Raw genomic sequence first — 18,730 nt, 5'->3', positions numbered from 1 at the left:
CGATCTGGTTTTTGTGTGCTTTCCCACGCACTCGCTGCCGATTTCACCTCGGCCACAGTCGGCGAGGCGTTTCTGCTCATGCTTGCGATCTGGTGGCTCTGGATCACCACGACGTGGGTGACGAACCTGCTGGAGCCGGACAGCTTGCCGGTTCGCTACATGCTCTTCGCACTGATGTTTGCCGGCATCCTCATGGCGATCGCGCTCCCGGAAGCTTTCGGGGAGTACGCTCTTGCCTTCGCTGGCGTCTATGCTGCCACTCAAGTCGGGAGGTCAGCCTTCACCTGGCTCGCCTTCCGCCACGAGGACGAAGAGACCGCGATGACGTTTCTTCGCATTACTCTCTGGGCGGCCAGTTCCGGTATTCTCTGGATTGCGGGTGCATTCCTGAGCTTCGAGGCAAGGGTGGTTGCCTGGGCGGCGGCGGTCTCAATTGAATATGCAGGCCCTCTCGTTCGCTACAACGTTCCCGGTCTTGGGCCTGCGGCCCGGGAAACTCTCATCCTTTCCGGAGAGCATCTGGCGGAGAGGTGCGCCCTTTTCGTCCTTATCTGTCTGGGCGAAACCATTCTTACCACGGGCCGTAACACCGTCGAGCATATGGATGCCGATCTGACGTTCCCGGTCTTCTGCAGCGCCTTTGTAAGCACCGTCGCAATGTGGTGGATCTATTTCATCGCGGACAGGAGGTCGCGGCAGAAAAAGCGGAAAAGGCGTCACGACCGGAATCTGTGGCCCACAATCTTTTCACCTATGGGCATCTCCCGATCGTCGTCGGAATTATTCTGACGGCGGTCGGGCAGGACTTTTCCCTGTCGCACGCGGAGGAGGATGCCAGCCTGAAGACAGCGTCGGTCGTGGTTGGTGGTCCGGCACTCTTCCTCTTTGGGAACATATGGGTGAAGCTGTCGGCGGTGAGCCGATTGCCTGTGTCTCACATAGCCGGCCTAGTGGCGCTCGGATTGCTGATGGCAGCGTTCTCGTTTCTGCCCACCTACGCCCTGATTCTTGGCGCGACAATCAGCCTGCTTGTTGCCGCCACATGGGAATATGCCGCACTTAGGTGGCCGGTGGACGCGCCGCCAGCGCACTGACGAAACCAACCCGTCGTCTGCCTGACGACGGGTAGGCCGTTTCTTTTTTGAGGGTGGAAGCCATGTTCATGTTGCACCGTATGGCCACATTCCATGATGCAGCTCTAGCGACTGCGCTCGGGTCATGAGTCGAGGTGCTCTGGCATTTCCTTGAGCTGATCCTTCGTCCAGGTGGTGATCGCGTGAACGTCGCCGTCATCGTCACGCATGAAGTCGAGATCCGCCAACGGCACGGCGACCGGTTTCGCGCCAATCCCGAGGAAGCCGCCAACATCTATAATCGCAGTGCTGTTGGCGCCGACGCCGTGAAGGTGATCCACCGTTCCGACCTTGTCATCGTCCGCGCCGTAAACCGTCGCGCCTTCGAGGTTTGCTGGTATCAGTTCAGAAGGATCAAGGCGCACGTGATTGGTATGGTCCATCTCTTTAGTCTCCGGTTAAGTCGGACTGAAAGAACCGGCTCAGCGGTAAACGGTTCCATTGATGAAGCAGCTTTCTGTTGGCCTCGGTCTGAGAGAGGCCTCCTCCGCTGCGATCAGTCACAAGACGATTGCGAAGGTGACCCGCGTGCAAGACAAAGCCGCGCGATCTCAGCGAAACGCAAAAAGTTCGCTGTCCGGATCCTGCTGCCCCAATATTGCTGACGACACGATCTCCGCGGCGATCTGGCTGTAGGTGATGCCGTTTCCGCCATATCCCATCACAGCATAAACATTGTTGAGCCCTGGAACCGAACCGATTATCGGAAGCCCGTCGGCGGTCGCGCCGAAGGCCGCTGCCCATTGATAGGCGGGCTCGGCGATCGGTATTTTCAGGAGCGCCGACAGCTTCGCCCGCAAGGTTTTGGATTTTGACTTGAGTTTGATGGGGTCCTGAAATGCTGTGGGGCTTTCTTCGTCCTCACCTCCAACCATGAGGCGGCCATCCGCAGTCGAGCGAAAATAGAGGTAGGGATCCGATCCCTCCCATAGCACATAATCCTTGAGCCAACGGGGCCTCGGATGATGCGGTCTGGTTGCAAGCGCCCAGGTGGAGAAGATCCGATGCTCTTGGTTGGCCGCGACATCGAGGAACTCGTAGCCCGTGCAAAAGACGACATGCCTGGCCTGTATGATTTCTCCTTTTGATGTCGCGGCGGCGTTCCAGTCATCGAGGCTGCGAACGTCGGTGATCTCAGTATCTCCTACAATCGCCACACCGTCTGCCTGCGCCTCGCGCCACAGGCCGGCGGTTAATTGTGCGGGATTTGCGGACGCGGAGATGGCGGACGCGATCGCAGCAGTTCGCTCCAGCCCAAACTTTTCGCGCAGTTGCGCGGCATTGAAAAACACTGCTGAAATGCCAGCCTTTTCGCGTGCTTCCGCCTCTGTGGCGAGCGCTCTTGCACCATAGGCATTTCCAGCGAGGTAGAGCGAATACTTCCGCTCGAGATGGCAGTCGATCCCAAGATTATCGACAAGCGAAGTTAGCGTTTCCACGGCCTTGGCGGAGCGTTGCCAAGCGCGCCGGGCTTTTGTTTGCCCAAGCATCGCCGTGAGCCTATGCAACGGCATGTCGATCTCATGCTGGATCATCGCGGTGCTGGCCAGAGTGCTACCTTGCACCGGTTGCCGTCGATCGACAACGAGGATTGTCATGTTTCGCTTGGCAAGGGACAGGGCCATCAGCGCCCCTCCAATGCCGGCGCCGACAATCAGCACGTCGACGACGTTGGCAGGGATGCGCTGTTGAGCTGCGACCTGGATCTTCCGAGTGGTTGCCCACAATGGCTGGAAGGACCGCAGTTTGCGCTTGCGCGTAATTGTCTCCATTCGTACTCCCATATGCGTCGTACTGTGGGCAACAAGCGGCCAAGATCAGCTCCCCATGCCGCGTCAGATAGGGAGACATGAGAAGGACATGGGTGGGGTGGTCGACTAGTCAAGGTGCTCGGTCCAACGCTCGCCGGTCGAACCCGGCAGGGCTCCGACTTAAGGCTCCCCACCTGAGCCTTTGCAAATCGGGCGAGGCGAACGGGAAAAATCTGATGAGTTGCCTCGCCCGATCTCGTTTTTCGCGCGTTAAGCGATGCGGCGACGTTGCAAAGGGTGTTTGGCATGCGGCTTTACCAATGCGATATCAGCGGGTTTCCGCTCTATTTCGACAATCATTTCAGCGTCGGGGCCAACAATGCCCCGGTCGGGTTTGTTGCAGACACATTGACACTGCACACTCTCTTGGAAGCAGGCGACGGTTTGTGGAGCATCCCCTCACGGCCTGGCGAAACCTGGCGGTTCTGTGCCAACGCAGGCATAGATGGGAGCAACTGGTTAGTTGCGGCCGACGATCCAATTCGTCTGGCAATTCCTGCACGTTACAATCGGCTCATTCCCAACACCAATACCCCGGAGGGCCTCGCAAGGTTTCATAGAATTGGCGCTGCCCAGCGCCACCTGTTCTATTCCATTCTACGCTTTGGCCTTCCGTGTCCCGGAAGAGACGTCGACCCGGAAGACGGGCTGGTGTTCGACTTTCTGGAAGATCCAGTCGATGAAGGCGGCGACGTCAGCCCTGCGATGACCGGGCACCAGAATGGGTTGATCAGTCTTCGAGCGGCAGAGGCTGATGACATCGTTCGCGAGACCGTTCGTGTTTCGATGGGGGAGCCCTACCGAACCCTGCTTGGACACTTTCGCCACGAGATCGGCCACTTCTATTTTCAGCAATTGGTGCGAAAGGGCGCATTGCTCGAGGAGGCACGCGCTCTCTTTGGTGACGAGCGCGACGACTACGCGGCCGCGCTCCAGAAAAGCTACGACAACGGTCCAGTTGCGGACTGGCAGGATACCTTCATTTCCGCTTACGCAAGCAGCCACCCATCTGAAGATTTTGCCGAATGCTGGGCCCACCTGTTTCACATTGTGGATACGCTGGAGACGGCCAGATCCTTCGGGCTATCGATAGAACCGTTCCGTCACCACGCCCTTGGGGCGGAGGTCGATTTTGACCCTTATCGGGCGCAGAATGCTCAGCAACTGGTGGATGCCTGGGTTCCGATCAGCCTTGCACTTAACACCTTCCAGCGATCCATGGGCGAACGGGACATGTATCCGTTCGTTCTTTCGCCACCGGTCATAGCCAAACTCGATTTCATCAATCGGCTGATTGCAGAAGCGCGCCTTCAAAACGGTCGCGCCTAACCGGAGGCAATGGGACGCTGCGACGAAACGAGACTAACAGGCATGCCGTCCTACGGGATCGTGACGTTCCCGCTTTCGAGATCGCTCACCCAGTGCTTCTTGAGCATCTCCCTGTCCTTGACGAGAGAGGCGTTCCCTTCAATTGCAATGAATATGCCGGGCTTGCTGAGTAGTATAGGTGACGCCAACCTGAGGGCCGGCATTGATGTCGGCAATCTTGCGCGAGTCCCCGTAGTAGAAGAACCATGAGGCTCCATCATACTCCAAGTCGCCATTGTTGCTCATCGGTCGGCTGCAGATCGCGCCATCCGCATTCTTTGTCGCGAGCATTCCAAAATCGATGCTCTTCAGCTCCTTCGAGGTATCCCTAGCGATTGCCGGCCTTAACCCTGCCCGTTCAAAGAGGTTCCTGGCGGCCCGAACAATGTCGCCATAAGCTACGGCTCGCTGAAGCCGGTGGCAAAAATCCGGGATCGCCCGGCGGGATCGTTGCGAAAAATCAATCCAGCACGCGTCCTTGAATGCATTGGGACGTAGTCGAGTGTAATCTCGACCGTCTCGATGACAGTGTTTCCGGCGGTGATCTCGCCACGCACGACGACGTCGGCGGCAGTCCGGTCGGCCGCGTTCTCAACGTCGAACATGACCTGATATTCGCCGTCCCGGCTCGCGCTGCTGATCGTCTTGACCGACAGGTCGGGAGCTCCATCGCTCTGCGTCGCAGCTTCGAAGCCGACCCACCCGATCAGGGCTATCACACCGATGGTTGAGACCGACCCTGTGAGCCATTCGATCCAGTGACCTTCGCCACTTTCAATCGAGCGGGATTTCGACGGTTTCGCCATAGGTCACCTAGAGAATGAGCCGCGCGGCTGCAGCGCCGATCGCGCATGGAAATGCAAGTACTACCGTACTCATGATCGCCTGAGTCAGTTCGATCCCGTCCAGCCGATGAAACGTCCAGAGACAGTAGAAGCTGATCGCAAAGGCAACGGCGTAGCCGGGGAGGGTGAAGCGGACAAGGGCATGCCAAACGGGTGTGCCTTCTTCCAATTCGTGCCCGCCCGAAAACGACAGCGCGTAGACAAAACCATGCATCAGCACAATGGAAGAAACGGTGAGTGCGATTGCGTGCCAGGGTGACATCTTGAAGGAAATCAGGATCATTTCCTCGGTCGGGGCGACATTCAATCCGAGAAACAAGGCGCCCACGGCCATCATGAAGAGTTCGCCGCCATAGCCAATTTGCGTGTCATCGTCGATCGGGTCCTGTGCGTCCTCGTCATCATCGTCGCGTCTGCCCAGCTCGCTGCGACCAAGCAATGCACCGATACTGGCCGGAACCGTCTGAATGGCGATCATGCCTGTCGCCTCGGGCAAAGTCTGCTCGACACTTAGAACGCCTATGGCAGACAGCACGCTAGCGCTGGCCAACAGTCCCAGGAAATAGGCAATGCTGGCATCGCGCACTGCCTCATGCCAGGTCGAAATGTTTTCAAACCCGATCTGGCGCGCAAGAAGGATGAGCAAGGGGATGTTGACCAGGAGCACCAGAAGGAGCCTCGATCGATCGATATAGAGCCCAAGTTCCCACATCTCCATCGTCAGGAACATAGGCAGCGCAAAGAGCAGAGCGCCAGCCAATCCGCGCGCCAGGCCCTTGGCAAACCGACTGTGGTCGAAATCAACACGCGTCTGCTCGATCGCCATTTCTGTCGCCTTTCGGTTGCCATCTCAAAACGTCGACAAGCTCCGCAAGTTCCTGGTCTTGGAGGGACGGCCCCCCGTTCTGCAGTCTAAGTTCAAAGGTTCAAGGGTCTGGCCATTCCCGGATCGCGTCGGCTGCAGCAAGGGATGCGTCGGCGCGCGCGGCCGCTACCAAGCCTGCGGAACGCCGCACCCCAGCATGCGATCGCCGGTGGCGGGCCAATTTTCCCCGACTATACGGCCCTGGTACACATCTCAGGGATTTCGGATCCCGCATTGCCGCTTGACGAGCGCCTCGATGCACACCGCGTGCTCGTCGACGACCGGATCGCGGTGGCACGTGTCGGCAGATTAATGTGTTTCTAGAGGCTGGATATCGTGGTGCGTTTTCTTTCGAGTGCACCGATCCACTCGTTCGAGAAAGCGCGGGGCTCGCCGCAGAAGTCTCCCGTTCATTCGCGTTCATCGACACTTGTGTGGCTTGGGTATGATCGGGCGGGTAGGCGTAGCGGGAAGGCACACTCGCTCCTTTCGCGAAGTCGTGCCGTTGAGATAGGCATCGGCCGCGTTGTGGCGGTGATAGGCAATGGAGAATCGGCATGAAAACGAATGAGGCAACAAGACGCCCTGGTGATGTGACCGAGCTTAGGGGTATGTTCGCATCCAAGGATGTTATGCTTCCAAAACAGCTTGAACGAGTCGCCCGGATGGCATTGGCAAAGCCTGATCTCGTCGCTTTCGGCAGCGCCCGTTCAGTTGCAACCGCTTGTTCGGTTTCGGCGACGACGGTTACACGCCTTGCGACTGTCCTCGGCTTCGACAATTTTCGCGATCTCAAAACGTTCTTTCGACAGCATCTAAGGAGCGTATCGCCCTTCTAGGGCAAGGCGTTCTCTGTTCGGCGACACCAGCGGATTTGCCAGGATCATATACCTTGTTAAGGCCTGGGAGCGAGATCTCGAATAACGCTTTGGAACCGTCGTGGTACCGCTCGCCGAGGTCTCGTCGAGCGCGATGAAGGAGCGGTGAGGATTTCGACCGTTCCGTGATTCCTCCTGAATTGTTCAGATGGATGGCTTATAGCGGAATGCGCCGGTATTGCAGCCGGTGAGTCGATCTATGGTGGTTCCGAGTTAAACGAATGACGCAGCAGTTCGATCTGTTCGTCGCGAACGATGCGACAAATCAGAAGGCGGTTGGTTCGCCGGCGAAGCAACATCCTCCAACCGCGCTCAGCGAAGAGGATATGGTGCGCGTGCTTCGTGAAACCGGGCGCTACCGCATCCTGAAAAAGCTTGAACCGCGTCCCGTGACGATCTCGCCGCACCCCGGGTTTCTGTTAAGAGGCGTAATCGTCGATACCGAGACGACTGGCCTCAACCATCGCAAGGACGAGGTCATCGAAATTGGTGTCGTCGCGTTCACATTTGACGATACCGGCGCTGTCGGCGCTGTCACGGGCGTCTACGGCGGTCTGCAGCAACCAAGCATCCCAATTCCGGCCGAGGTCACGCGGCTGACCGGTATCACGGATGAGATGGTGGCCGGACAAATGATCGATCTGGCGCAGCTTCGGACCATCGTCGAGGACGCCGATCTTGTGATCGCGCACAACGCCGGTTTCGATCGGCCATTTTGTGAGGCACTTTCTCCCGTTTTCACCGGAAAGGCATGGGCCTGCTCGGTCTCTGAGATCGATTGGTCGGGGCGCGGCTTTGAAGGCACCAAGCTCGGATATCTGATCGGCCAGACTGGCTATTTTCATGAAGGGCATCGGGCGGTCGACGATTGCTTCGCCTTGCTGGAGGTGCTTGCGCAAGCGCGCACCGAGGACGCGCGTACGCCGTTTGCCGAACTCTACGAAGCGAGCCAGCAATCGCGCGTGCGCATCTTTGCCGAAAACAGCCCGTTCGACATGAAAGATCATCTAAAAGCCCGCGGCTACCGTTGGTCGGACGGAAGCGACGGCCGTCCGAAGTCGTGGTGGATCGAGCTTCAGGAAGATGCGCTGGACGATGAACTGCGCTATCTTCGCTCCGAAATCTATCGCTGGGATGCTGACCCTCCGACCAGGTATCTCACCGCCTTTGATCGCTTCAAGGCCTGAAGGTCGACTGACATCGATCGGATTCAAACGCCGTCGGGCGGCACGAACAAGCAGCGCACGTCTGACGAAGATCGACCGCCTGGAACAAGCCTACCGCGAAGAGCAGGAACACGTGCACGAGGTCGGAAGAACTGGCACGCCGTAACCGGGGCAGAGCGGACATGTGGTACAACGACCTCCAATGCCGGGGACTCGATGACTTGGAGCCCGGCTTTCTTGCCCGTCGGTGCCTGCGGTTTTCGTGCGCAAATTGGCGTTGTCAGGCCAATGGCTTGTTGCCGTGAGGTCCCGAGCGCGCACGGTAGTGGGCAGCAACCGCTGACGTTGCCATGCCAGCCTCCAAGCACGCGCCGATGAAGGCCTCGCGCGCGACTGCAGATGGAACCGAATGGTTCAATGCGCCCCGGCACGTCATCACGGCTCGTTCATAGCCTTGTCCGTGCCGTAACGGCCATTCATGTTCTAGAAAATCCAGCGCGTCGTAGACGGATGCGAAAATGCGGTTGGCTCCTGACTGTAAACGAACAGATAACGGAACCGCCCAAAGTATCTCAGGAAGGCGCATAATGTCCTCCTTCCGCAGGCTAATGGTTTGAAAAAATTAAAATAAATTATAAGGGAAACTATACAGCGAGAAGCCCCGCCCTTCAACGTTGATACAGTAGTCATCTCGGGGGGCAGGGCTAGTACATTCGCCGTACGGATTGCGAGAACGCGGTGAGGGAACCTAGTGCCGGCCTCCAGCCATAGGTATCGCGAGGTGTCCGCGGCGGACTTAGGAAGGACGATAGAGCTTGTCTGATCGCTGCCGCGCAAAGCGTCTCGAAACTGCAGGTAAGCAGCGATCAGAATACTCGGCGCGTTTGTGGCGGGCACCGAGTGTCACGAGATCCGGGGTCGTCATTGAGCAGGTTTGATATATTAGCAAAGCCGTACCGGAATTGCCGAAAGCGACCTTCCTTGCAGGGGACTTTGTTCGTATCTGAGTGCATCGGCTTGGCCGATGTAGTTTTTCTTCCCCGCGTTCAGAGAGCCATCTGGGTGCGAACCTTGCCCCGCCTTCCTCGGCGGGGCTTTCTTTCCAATCTTTCCGCTTGGCGATTGTCGGAGCGCGAAGATTTCCGCCTCGGTCGGCAGCGCCAAGGCGCGAGAACCGCGAGGCGTGACAAAGCATGAGAAAGCTGGTGGCAGGGAAGCTCCATGGCATTTATGTCACCGAGGCGAACCTCAACTATCATGGGTCGATCACCCTTGACCCGGACCACTGTGAGGAGGCCGGCATCTTGCCGATGGAGTTCGTCGAGATCTGGAACAAGAATTCCGGGGCGCGCATCTCCACCTACGTCATCCTCGGTGAACGCGGGTCCAGGTGCTGCATCCTCAATGGAGCGGCCGCACGGACCTGCCAGCCCGGTGACCAGATCATCATGTGCAACTCGGTCTACCTCGACGAAAGCCGGCTTACTTCCTTGAAGCCGAAGATCCTGACTTTCGACGAAAACAACCACGTGCAAGATCGCCTCAGCTACTCGGTGGGGGTCGATGCATCAGGCAGATACACCTTCGAAATCCTCGACGAGGCTGAGACGGCATTGCCGATACCGCTCATGGTGTCCGGCAGCTGATGGTTCGCTGAGAGTACCCAAGCATGTTGGGCCCCGCGGTCGCTGGCGCGGCCGGCCTTTTGCGTCTTCCTCAAAGCGCGAATGAGAACTGCGGCGCGCTTTCGAGTCTGGCTGGTTCAAGCGACGACAGGGTCACACCCAGCAACCGGATGCCTTTTGGAGCAGGGAAAAGCGGAGACAACAGTAGTGTCATGACCGCGGCAAGCTCGGCGGCATTCTCGATCGGTGCCGCTGTTGTCTTGCTTCGCGTGATCTGCATGAAATCCGCCCATTTCACCTTCAGCGTCGCGGTCTTGGCGCGAATGCCGCTCGCCTCGCAATAGCGCCAGACCTTTTCGATCAGCGGTTCGAGACCGGCTCGCGCGGTTTCAAAATCATGGACGTCCACGGAGAACGTGTCTTCCGCACCGATGGACTTGCGCACCCGGTCGGCCTTCACTTGGCGTTCGTCGATGCCGCGGGCGATCCAGTAGAAATAGGGGCCAGATTTTCCGAAGTGTTGCTGCAGGAAGGCGATATCGTGAGCCTTCAGGTCGGCGCCCGTTTCGATGCCGAGCTTGTGCATGCGCTCGGCGGTTGCCGGGCCGACGCCATGGAATTTCTTGACGGGCAGTGCCTCGACGAATGCCGGACCATTCTTCGGTGTAATGACGAAGAGGCCATCGGGTTTGCGTTGGTCGGAAGCCATCTTGGCGAGGAACTTGTTGTAGGAAACGCCGGCCGACGCTGTAAGCCCGGTCCTTGCCCTGATCTTTGCGCGGATCTCCTCTGCAATCTCGGTCGCAACCTCCATTCCCTTGAGGTTCTCGGTGACATCCAAGTAGGCCTCGTCGAGCGAGAGCGGTTCGATCAGGGGCGTATATTCCGCGAAGATTGCATGGATCTGCTGTGAAACCGCGCGATAGGCATCAAAGCGCGGCCTCACGAAAATCAGCTCCGGGCATTTCCGCTTGGCCGTGACGGACGGCATGGCCGAATGGACGCCGTATTTGCGCGCCTCGTAGCTTGCGGCTGCCACCACGCCGCGGGCCTCGCCAAAGCCAACGGCGATCGGGAGCCCGCGAAGCTCGGGATTGTCCCGTTGCTCCACCGATGCGTAGAAGGCATCCATATCGACGTGGATGACCTTGCGCAGTTGCCTGAGTGTCTCTGTCACGGCTCGCTCACAGCAATAGTTCCTCGCCCGGCGATGGCGCAGGCGGCTCGACGACAACGAGCATATTGCCGGGAAGCGAACGCTGCAGGTGCTTCACCTCGTCCCAGGATCCGGTGAGCCAAAGGTCGACCTCTTCAGGGGTGGTCAGGATCACCGGCATGGCCTTGAGATGGATCGGAGCGACGATCTCGTTCGGGGATGTGGTGAGGAAGCCGAAGAGCTCGTATTCGCGCTCACCATCGCGCACACGCCTCACACCCTTCCATGGTGTCCAGAAGCCCGCGAAGAACATCAGCGGCCGCTCCTTGTTGCCGGCAAACCAGGAGTTCGGGACTTTTCCGCCGGGAACCTTAGCTGCCGGATCCGGCTCGGCAAAGGAGGTAAAGGGCACGACGCAGCGGCTGGTCGGCCCGAGCCAGCGTCTCCAGTGCGGAGAGGTGACGTTTCGGATGTTGGTGACGCCTGGATCGTAGTTCTTCACGAAAGCCGGCGGCGAGGGCATGCCCCAGGTGACCCGCGTGATCTCGCGTTGACCGTCGTCGCCGACGCGAACAACCGGCGCCTGATAGCCTGGATAAACATCATAGGACGGCTGGTTCCAGCCGGCCTTGTCGCGAAAGGCCTTGGTGAATGCGATCACGGCATCGCGTGTCGTCGTGATGTTGTAGAGATTGCACATCGGCTCCGGTCCTCCGCTTTTCTTATCCGTCTTTCAGACCAGCGCCCGCGCGCCTCTGTCGCCGTTCCCGGCGGCCGACGCATCCGTCTGCGCGAGGCCGCGTCTCCGTGCTGGCCGTCCGGATCGCAATCAACAGGCTCTTTTCTGAACTTCGTTGACTCGCAACTCAAATAGGAACAAATAGAGAACATATCAACAGGAAGCGCTAATGCATAGCCCTGAGGAGAGTTCCTTCCAAAATGTCCCGTCCAGTCGACAATATCGTCGTCTCAGCACTTCGCGAGCGCATCCAGAGCCTCGAGGGCACAAGCGGCCGTGGACGGCAGGTGCTGCCGTTTGGTGTCGTCGAGATCGATCGGCGCTTGCCGGGCGGTGGGCTCACACTCGGTTCGTTGCATGAGGTCGCCGGCGGCGGCAACGGTGCAATCGACGGCGCCGCGGCGGCACTCTTTTCGGCTGGTATCGCCGCCCGCTCGAAGGGCAAGGTGCTCTGGTGCGTGACGCGGCCCGATCTCTTCGCACCGGCGCTGGCCCAGGTGGGGCTGGCGCCGAGTCGCGTCATCTATGTGGAGGCTGGCGACGAAAAGGCGCTTCTCTCCTGCATGGAAGAGGGGCTTCGCCACGGTGGCCTCGGAGCCGTCGTCGGCGAGCTCGCACGTCTTCCGATGACCGCCTCGCGCCGCTTGCAGCTTGCGGCCGAAGGGTCTGGCACAATGGGCATTGCGATCCGCCGCTGGCGGCGCCAGGCCGAGGCCTCGGATTTTGGGCAGCCGACGGCATCGGTCACGCGTTGGCGGGTGTCCGTCTTGCCGTCTGCCCCCTTGCCGGTTCCAGGCGTTGGCCGCGCGCGTTGGCTCGTCGAACTTATCCGCTGCCGCGCCGGCGAAAGTGCAGATTTCGAAGTGGAGGCCCCAGATGCCAAGGGTCGTATCGCTCTTCCTTCCGAGCTGGTCCACGGATCGCCTGAGACGCAAGCTCGGCGACGCAGCGCCACCGGCTGAGACGCCTCTCGTCCTCGTCGGTCGCGAAAAACGCCGGCGCGTGGTGCTCTCGGCGAATGCTGCGGCGATAGCCGCTAACCTGAGGCCCGGCATGGCTGCCACGAAGGCCCAGGCGCTCGTCACAAATCTTGTCGTCATGGACGCCGATCCGGCGGCTGATGCAGAAGCGCTCGAACGCCTGGCGCTCTGGGCGCTGCAGCGCTACGCACCGATCGTTGCCGCGGATCCGCCTGATGGCTTGGTGATCGATACGACCGGTGCCGATCATCTGCATGGCGGCGAAGACCTGATGCTGTCGGGCATGGTCAACCGGTTCTTCGGATCCGGCATCGAAGCGCGGGCTGCAGTTGCAGACACCTGGGGGGCGGCCCATGCCGGCGCCCGGTTTGTCGCTTGTCCGACGCTTGTCGTCGCGCCGAGGGCGCAGGAGGACATCATCCGCAACCTGCCAATCTCAGCGCTGCGCCTCGACCCCGCGATCGTCAATGGCCTTCGCGTGCTGGGCTTCAACACGCTGGGCGAGGTGGCCGGCGTCCCGCGGGCGCCGCTTGCCCTTAGATTTGGACCCGAGCTTGGCCGTCGTCTCGACCAGGCCTTGGGGAAGATTGCAGAGCCCATCGACCCTGTGCGCACGCCCGATCTCATCGAGGTTCGCCGCTCCTTTGGTGAACCGATTGCGGCTGCCGAGACCATCGCCCGCTATGTCGCCAAGTTGGTACTCATGCTCTGTCGGATACTGGAGGAAAAGGGGCTCGGCGCGCGGCGCGTCGATCTTCTCTTCCACCGTGTCGACAACACCTATCAGGCGATCCGCGCAGGCACCGCGACCCCTGTTCGCGACACCAAGCGCCTGACACGGCTCATCACCGATCGGATCGAAACCATCGATCCGGGCTTCGGGATCGAAATCATGTCGCTGACGGCAAGTCATGCCGAGCCGCTTGTGGCAAGCCAGGTCATTTCCTCGCTGGTCGAGGAGCCGGAAGCCGATGTTTCCGGCCTGATCGACATCTTGGGAAACCGTATCGGCGCAAGTCGGCTCTTTCGCTTTGCACCGGTTGCAAGCGACGTGCCCGAGCGCTCCATCAACCGCATCGCGCCGATGGCGCCGGACGAAGGCCAGACCTGGCCCGGCCAATGGCCAAGACCGGTGCGCCTGCTTGTCCATCCCGAACCGATCGAGACGATGGCGCTGCTTCCCGATCATCCGCCGGTCAGTTTCACCTGGCGCGGCGTGCGCCGGCGGGTGAGACGAGCCGATGGGCCGGAGCGCGTCTTCGGCGAGTGGTGGAAGCGCGACGCCGAGCTCGTCGCCGTGCGCGACTATTTCCAGGTCGAAGACGACGCCGGCGAGCGCTACTGGATTTATCGCGCAGGCGACGGCGAACACAGCGAGACCGGCAGCCTCCAATGGTTCCTGCACGGGATCTTCGGATGACGACGCCACGTTATGCCGAACTGCAGGTAACCTCGCATTTCTCCTTCTTGCGCGGTGCGTCGTCCTGCGAAGAACTGTTTCAGCGAGCCGTTAAGCTCGGCATCGAAGCGCTGGCTGTGGCCGACCGCAACAGTCTCGCCGGCATCGTGCGCGCCCATCAGGCGGCTAAGGATGTCGGTGTTCGGCTGGTCGTCGGCTGCCGCCTTGATCTTGAAGGCGATCTCTCGGTTCTCGTCTATCCGACCGACCGGCCGGCCTATGCGCGGCTTTGCCGGCTGCTGTCACTCGGCAAGAAACGCGGCGGCAAGGCGAAATGCCGGCTCGACTGGTCCGATCTCGTTGCCTATGGCGAAGGCCTGATTGCGATCGTCCTTCCCGATGCCGCTGATGAGGACTGCGCGCGGCAGCTGCGTCGTCTGAGGCAAGCGTTCGGCGATCGCGCCTACCTGGCGCTGACGCTCCGACGCCGGCCGAATGACCAGCGGCGTCTTCACCAGCTTTCCAACCTGGCAGCGTCGATCGGCGTGCCGACGGTCGTCACCAACGACGTGATTTTTCATGCGCCGGAGCGGCGCATCCTGCAGGATGTCGTTACTTGCATAAGACACAACATCACCATCGATGAGGCCGGTTTCCGCCGTGAGCGGCACGCCGACCGCTACCTGAAGCCGCCCGAGGAAATGGCGCGGCTCTTTGCGCGCCACCCCGATGCGCTTGCCCGCACCATCGAGATCATGGAGCGGTGCCGATTTTCGCTCGACGAGCTTGCCTATCAATATCCGGAGGAGCGTTCAAACCCGGAGCTGACGGCACAAGAGACGCTGGCGCAACTTACCTGGGAGGGTGCCGCCTGGCGCTATCCGGAGGGGTTGCCGGCCAAAGTCCGAAAGAACCTCGAACATGAGCTACGGCTGATCGAGAAGCTTCAATATGCGCCCTATTTCCTGACCGTGAACTCTATCGTGCGTTTTGCCCGCTCAAGGGACATTTTATGCCAGGGCAGGGGATCGGCTGCCAATTCTTCCGTCTGCTATGTGCTCGGCATCACCTCGATTGACCCTGACATAAACGACCTTCTCTTCGAGCGCTTCGTTTCCGAGGAGCGGCGCGAGCCGCCTGACATCGACGTCGACTTCGAGCACGAGCGCCGCGAGATCGTCATGCAATGGGTGTTCGACACCTATGGCCGCGATCATGCGGCCCTTTGCTCGACGGTTATCCGCTACCGCTCGAAGGGCGCCATTCGGGATGTCGGCAAGGCGCTTGGGCTGCCTGAGGACTTGACGAAGACGCTGTCGTCACAGGTCTGGGGCTGGGGCGAGGACGTCGGCGAGAAACATGCCGAGGAGCTCAATCTCAACCCTTCTGACCGGCGATTGCGCCTGACGCTGGACCTGGCACGGCAGCTGATGGGAGCACCTCGCCACCTGTCGCAGCATCCGGGCGGCTTCGTTTTGACCCATGACCGCCTCGACGAACTCGTCCCGATCGAGCCTGCGGCAATGGCCGACCGGCAGGTGATCGAATGGGACAAGGACGATATCGACATCTTGAAGTTCATGAAGGTCGATTGCCTGGCGCTCGGCATGCTCTCGTGCATGAAGCGTGGCTTTGATCTTCTCGCTCTGCACAAGGGCATCAATCTCGATCTCGCGAGCATCCCGGCCGAAGACCCGCGCACCTATGCGATGATCAGGCGTGCCGACACGCTCGGCACCTTCCAGATCGAGAGCCGCGCGCAGATGTCGATGCTGCCGAGGATCAAGCCGCGCACCTTCTATGACCTCGTCATCGAGGTGGCGATCGTTCGGCCCGGGCCGATCCAGGGCGACATGGTCCATCCCTATCTTCGCCGGCGCGAGGGCAAGGAGGCGGTCGTCTACCCGAAGCCGGAACTGGAGCAGGTGCTTGGCAAGACGCTCGGCGTGCCGCTCTTCCAGGAACAGGCGATGCGGGTCGCGATCGAGTGCGCCGGCTTCACGCCCGGAGAAGCCGATCAGCTCAGGCGCGCCATGGCGACCTTCAAGCATACCGGTGGTGTCTCGAAGTTCGGCGAGAAGCTTGTCCGGGGCATGGTTGCCAACGGCTATGAGCCGGACTTTGCCATAAAGACCTTCAAGCAGCTCGAAGGTTTCGGCAGCTACGGGTTCCCGGAAAGCCACGCCGCCTCCTTTGCGCTGATTGCCTATGCTTCTTCCTGGCTGAAATGCTGGCATCCGGACGTCTTCTGTGCGGCTCTCCTCAACGCTCAGCCGATGGGATTTTACGCCGCGGCACAGATCGTGCGGGATGCGCGCGACCATGGCGTCGAAGTCCGGCCGGTCTGTGTGAACGCAAGCCGCTGGGATTGCACGTTCGAAACAACAGGAGACGAAAGTCGCTTTGCCGTCCGTCTCGGGCTTCGCATGGTCAAGGGGCTGGCGAATGGCGACGCTGCGGCGGTCGTTGCCGCGCGGGACGAACGACCTTTCGAAACCGTAGATGATCTCTGGCGTCGGGCAGGCGTGCCGGCCGCTTCTCTCGTGGAGCTCGCCGAAGCCGATGCGTTTCAGCCTTCGCTCAGGCTGGCGCGGCGCGAGGCGCTCTGGGCGATCAAGGCATTGCGCGACGAGCCGCTGCCGCTCTTTGCCGCCGCTTCGGCCCGTGAAAGCCGGACTGTCGCCGAACTCGATGAACCCTTTGTGGCGCTGAGGCCCATGACTTCGGGTGGGGAGGTGGTGGAGGACTATGGGCATGTCGGGCTGACGCTGCGCAACCATCCGCTCTCGTTCCTGCGCGCTGATCTTTCGAAGCGTCGCATCGTCAACTGCCGCGACGCGATGCTGACGCGCGACGGAAAATGGTTGGAAGCTGCGGGCTTGGTGCTCGTCCGCCAGCGGCCGGGCTCGGCCAAGGGCGTGATGTTCATCACCATCGAGGACGAGACCGGCATTGCCAATCTCGTTGTCTGGGCCAAGACCTTCGAGAAGTACCGCCGCGTGGTTCTCGGCGCTGGCATGCTCGGCGTCTATGGCTGTATTCAACGGGAAGGCGAGGTCGTGCATCTCGTCGCCCATCGCTTGACCGACCTGTCAGCCGAACTCGCAAGCGTCGGTGACCGCGATGCCGGCTTTCCGGTGCCGCACGGGCGAGGGGACGAGTTCCATGATGGGTCGCAGGCGCCCGACCCGCGCGGGCTGCCGAAGGGGCCGCGGCCGCGCGACATCGTCGATCCCTACCTGCATCTCGATGCGATCAAGGTGAAGACGCGGGATTTTCGCTGAGAAGTGCTTTCCTTGGAATTCTCGAAAGCCGGTTTATTGCTTCGTGCGGCTCGAAGCCCTGACGCTCCGCGAGGTCCCCGTCTTAGAGGTTTCGGACGAAGTCTGGGCGCAGACGCTCAACGTTTATCTCATTGGCTATGTCTGCATGGCGCGGCCTGTCTTGCCGACGATACGGGCTGAGGTCTCGGACCGCTCGAGCGGTTTCCTCCACCTCGCACTCAAGCTTTGGCTAGCGTTTGCCTAGCCTCGTTCGCCCCGCGGCCCGAATTGAGAGAGATGAGTCAGACGAGAGTCCGATAAGTCCAGCGCCAAGGGCGGCTTCGAGGGTCTGGCTGTATTCACTTCCCGCGAGACCATGTTTTTTGGAATGATTTTCAGCAGCGCCGCGTGAGACGGATGGCGACACTCCATATCGAACGCTGTGGAAGGCACCCAAAATAATAAGAAGTTTTTCGTCCAAGCTCTTCATTGTCTACCTTCAATCTATCTTGTGGCGGAGGCGGCAATGACCACGAGAGGATGGCATTGGACTCACCTGCGGTCACCCGCGTGCTGCGGTTCTTTGGCTGTGCGGAATGGTTACCCGCGCTTATCGCGCAGGCGTTGGTAAAGCTCCGGCCTTCGATGAGATCGCTGCATCGGCGCCGTGCTTGTCAGGTTGGATGAAACCATGTCCTTATTGGAAGCATTTAACTGTGCCGGTGGCCGTGACGAGTCCTTCCAAAGCAAAATTGAGGCCCCGGTCCGAGACATGGGGTCTGATAGCGATTTTGAAAGGAAGATTCGTTCAGAGCGCGATGCCAATCGCGCAATAATCAAAGCTAGCGAGCAAACTCGAGAGATCATTCTATCCGTGTCTTCGCCGGACCGTCAATCGGTAGTAAAATTCATCCCCCGATCTGTGTTCGTGGCTGCTCTTGATGCTGTGGACGGCTCCTCCGCCGGCATCGCGATGTGCCATATTTGCGGTGTTGTTAGGGACCGCATGGGAGGAGCCATCCATGGAAGAGATTACCACGATTGGACTCGACATTGCCAAGTCGGTGTTCCAGGTGCACGCCGTTTCCGCAACTGGCACGGTGGTCGTTCGCCGACAACTGAAGCGCCGCTATGTTGTTCAGTTCTTCGCGGGCCTCAACCCCTGCCTGGTGGGCATAGAAGCCTGCGCAACAGCCCATCACTGGGGGCGGGAGCTGGCAAAACTTGGCCACGAGGTTCGGCTGATGCCGCCAGGCTATGTGAAACCTTACGTCAAGCGCAACAAGAACGATGCTGCTGATGCCGAGGCCATTTGCGAAGCGGTGACGCGCCCGAACATGCGGTTTGTCCCGATCAAAACAGTGGATCAGCAGTCAATCCTGATGCTTCATCGTACCCGTATGCTGTTCATTCGCCAACGCACGATGACCATCAACGCCGTCCGCGCTCATCTCGCCGAGTTCGGCATCGTCGCGGGTATCGGCCGCAATGGGCTGCAGGTG

The 18,730-nt window shown here is 60.0% G+C and carries 18 protein-coding genes; 10 read left to right on the top strand and 8 right to left on the bottom strand.

The window, feature by feature from the left end:
• The first annotated feature begins 15 nt into the window (after positions 1-15).
• Together BLU35_RS31685 and BLU35_RS36460 are read left to right on the top strand one after the other, a co-directional pair.
• Positions 16-789 carry a low temperature requirement protein A gene (locus BLU35_RS31685; protein WP_286161691.1) on the top strand — a complete coding sequence of 258 codons (774 nt, stop codon included), beginning with the start codon at positions 16-18 and terminating at the stop codon, positions 787-789.
• On the top strand, positions 732-1,094 hold the full coding sequence (locus tag BLU35_RS36460) for a low temperature requirement protein A (RefSeq protein WP_286161690.1): 363 nt from the start codon (positions 732-734) through the stop codon (positions 1,092-1,094). Before BLU35_RS31685 ends, BLU35_RS36460 begins: the two co-directional genes overlap by 58 nt.
• 122 nt (positions 1,095-1,216) lie before the next feature.
• Here the strand turns inward: BLU35_RS36460 and BLU35_RS31680 are convergent, their stop codons facing one another.
• Positions 1,217-1,516, bottom strand: coding sequence for a PRC-barrel domain-containing protein (locus BLU35_RS31680; protein ID WP_057250048.1), 300 nt, complete (start codon positions 1,514-1,516; stop codon positions 1,217-1,219).
• A gap of 168 nt (positions 1,517-1,684) precedes the next feature.
• Complete coding sequence (locus BLU35_RS31675) at positions 1,685-2,905, bottom strand: NAD(P)/FAD-dependent oxidoreductase (RefSeq protein WP_286161689.1); 1,221 nt, start codon at positions 2,903-2,905, stop codon at positions 1,685-1,687.
• Between the two features lie 285 nt (positions 2,906-3,190).
• Between BLU35_RS31675 and BLU35_RS31670 the strand changes: the two genes are divergently transcribed.
• Positions 3,191-4,273 carry a zinc-binding metallopeptidase family protein gene (locus BLU35_RS31670; RefSeq protein ID WP_093236088.1) on the top strand — a complete coding sequence of 361 codons (1,083 nt, stop codon included), beginning with the start codon at positions 3,191-3,193 and terminating at the stop codon, positions 4,271-4,273.
• Between the two features lie 138 nt (positions 4,274-4,411).
• On the opposite strand, the gene BLU35_RS31665 is transcribed toward BLU35_RS31670, so the two are convergent.
• The 3 genes from BLU35_RS31665 to BLU35_RS31655 all read right to left on the bottom strand — a co-directional run bounded on the left by BLU35_RS31665 (position 4,412) and on the right by BLU35_RS31655 (position 5,983).
• A complete protein-coding gene (locus tag BLU35_RS31665) occupies positions 4,412-4,603 on the bottom strand; it encodes a pyridoxamine 5'-phosphate oxidase family protein (protein ID WP_286161688.1) in 192 nt (63 codons plus the stop codon).
• A 107-nt stretch (positions 4,604-4,710) separates the two neighbouring features.
• The gene (locus BLU35_RS31660; protein ID WP_093236087.1) at positions 4,711-5,118 is read right to left on the bottom strand and encodes a hypothetical protein; all 408 of its coding nucleotides are present in this window, start codon (positions 5,116-5,118) and stop codon (positions 4,711-4,713) included.
• A 7-nt stretch (positions 5,119-5,125) separates the two neighbouring features.
• On the bottom strand, positions 5,126-5,983 hold the full coding sequence (locus BLU35_RS31655) for a TIGR02587 family membrane protein (protein ID WP_093236086.1): 858 nt from the start codon (positions 5,981-5,983) through the stop codon (positions 5,126-5,128).
• A 596-nt stretch (positions 5,984-6,579) separates the two neighbouring features.
• Here BLU35_RS31655 and BLU35_RS31645 point away from each other — a divergent pair.
• Positions 6,580-6,861 (top strand): MurR/RpiR family transcriptional regulator, encoded by a 282-nt coding sequence (locus tag BLU35_RS31645; RefSeq protein WP_286161687.1) that lies wholly within the window; start codon positions 6,580-6,582, stop codon positions 6,859-6,861.
• A gap of 260 nt (positions 6,862-7,121) precedes the next feature.
• A complete protein-coding gene (locus BLU35_RS31640) occupies positions 7,122-8,087 on the top strand; it encodes a 3'-5' exonuclease (protein ID WP_093236085.1) in 966 nt (321 codons plus the stop codon).
• Between the two features lie 259 nt (positions 8,088-8,346).
• On the opposite strand, the gene BLU35_RS31635 is transcribed toward BLU35_RS31640, so the two are convergent.
• Positions 8,347-8,652 carry a DUF982 domain-containing protein gene (locus tag BLU35_RS31635; protein WP_093236084.1) on the bottom strand — a complete coding sequence of 102 codons (306 nt, stop codon included), beginning with the start codon at positions 8,650-8,652 and terminating at the stop codon, positions 8,347-8,349.
• A 607-nt stretch (positions 8,653-9,259) separates the two neighbouring features.
• Here BLU35_RS31635 and panD point away from each other — a divergent pair.
• Complete coding sequence (gene panD / locus BLU35_RS31630; protein WP_093236083.1) at positions 9,260-9,712, top strand: aspartate 1-decarboxylase; 453 nt, start codon at positions 9,260-9,262, stop codon at positions 9,710-9,712.
• Between the two features lie 70 nt (positions 9,713-9,782).
• Here the strand turns inward: panD and dinB are convergent, their stop codons facing one another.
• Together dinB and BLU35_RS31620 are read right to left on the bottom strand one after the other, a co-directional pair.
• On the bottom strand, positions 9,783-10,868 hold the full coding sequence (gene dinB, locus BLU35_RS31625; RefSeq protein WP_286161686.1) for a DNA polymerase IV: 1,086 nt from the start codon (positions 10,866-10,868) through the stop codon (positions 9,783-9,785).
• A 7-nt stretch (positions 10,869-10,875) separates the two neighbouring features.
• Complete coding sequence (locus BLU35_RS31620) at positions 10,876-11,547, bottom strand: SOS response-associated peptidase (protein WP_093236082.1); 672 nt, start codon at positions 11,545-11,547, stop codon at positions 10,876-10,878.
• 239 nt (positions 11,548-11,786) lie between these two features.
• Between BLU35_RS31620 and BLU35_RS31615 the strand changes: the two genes are divergently transcribed.
• From BLU35_RS31615 to BLU35_RS31595, 4 genes are all read left to right on the top strand, one after another.
• On the top strand, positions 11,787-12,548 hold the full coding sequence (locus BLU35_RS31615) for an ImuA family protein (protein ID WP_093236081.1): 762 nt from the start codon (positions 11,787-11,789) through the stop codon (positions 12,546-12,548).
• Positions 12,463-13,986 carry a Y-family DNA polymerase gene (locus BLU35_RS31610; protein ID WP_093236080.1) on the top strand — a complete coding sequence of 508 codons (1,524 nt, stop codon included), beginning with the start codon at positions 12,463-12,465 and terminating at the stop codon, positions 13,984-13,986. The genes BLU35_RS31615 and BLU35_RS31610 overlap by 86 nt, the downstream gene beginning before the upstream one ends.
• Complete coding sequence (locus BLU35_RS31605; protein WP_093236079.1) at positions 13,983-17,249, top strand: error-prone DNA polymerase; 3,267 nt, start codon at positions 13,983-13,985, stop codon at positions 17,247-17,249. The genes BLU35_RS31610 and BLU35_RS31605 overlap by 4 nt, the downstream gene beginning before the upstream one ends.
• Before the next feature lie 1,001 nt (positions 17,250-18,250).
• On the top strand, positions 18,251-18,730 hold a 480-nt coding region (locus tag BLU35_RS31595; protein ID WP_143033003.1), incomplete at its 3' end, for an IS110 family RNA-guided transposase.

The organism is Sinorhizobium sp. NFACC03 (genome assembly GCF_900103435.1).
Classification (GTDB): Bacteria; Pseudomonadota; Alphaproteobacteria; order Rhizobiales; family Rhizobiaceae; genus Ensifer.
Note: the sequence above shows the minus strand (reverse complement) of the source record. Positions and strands in the feature narration are given on the sequence as shown.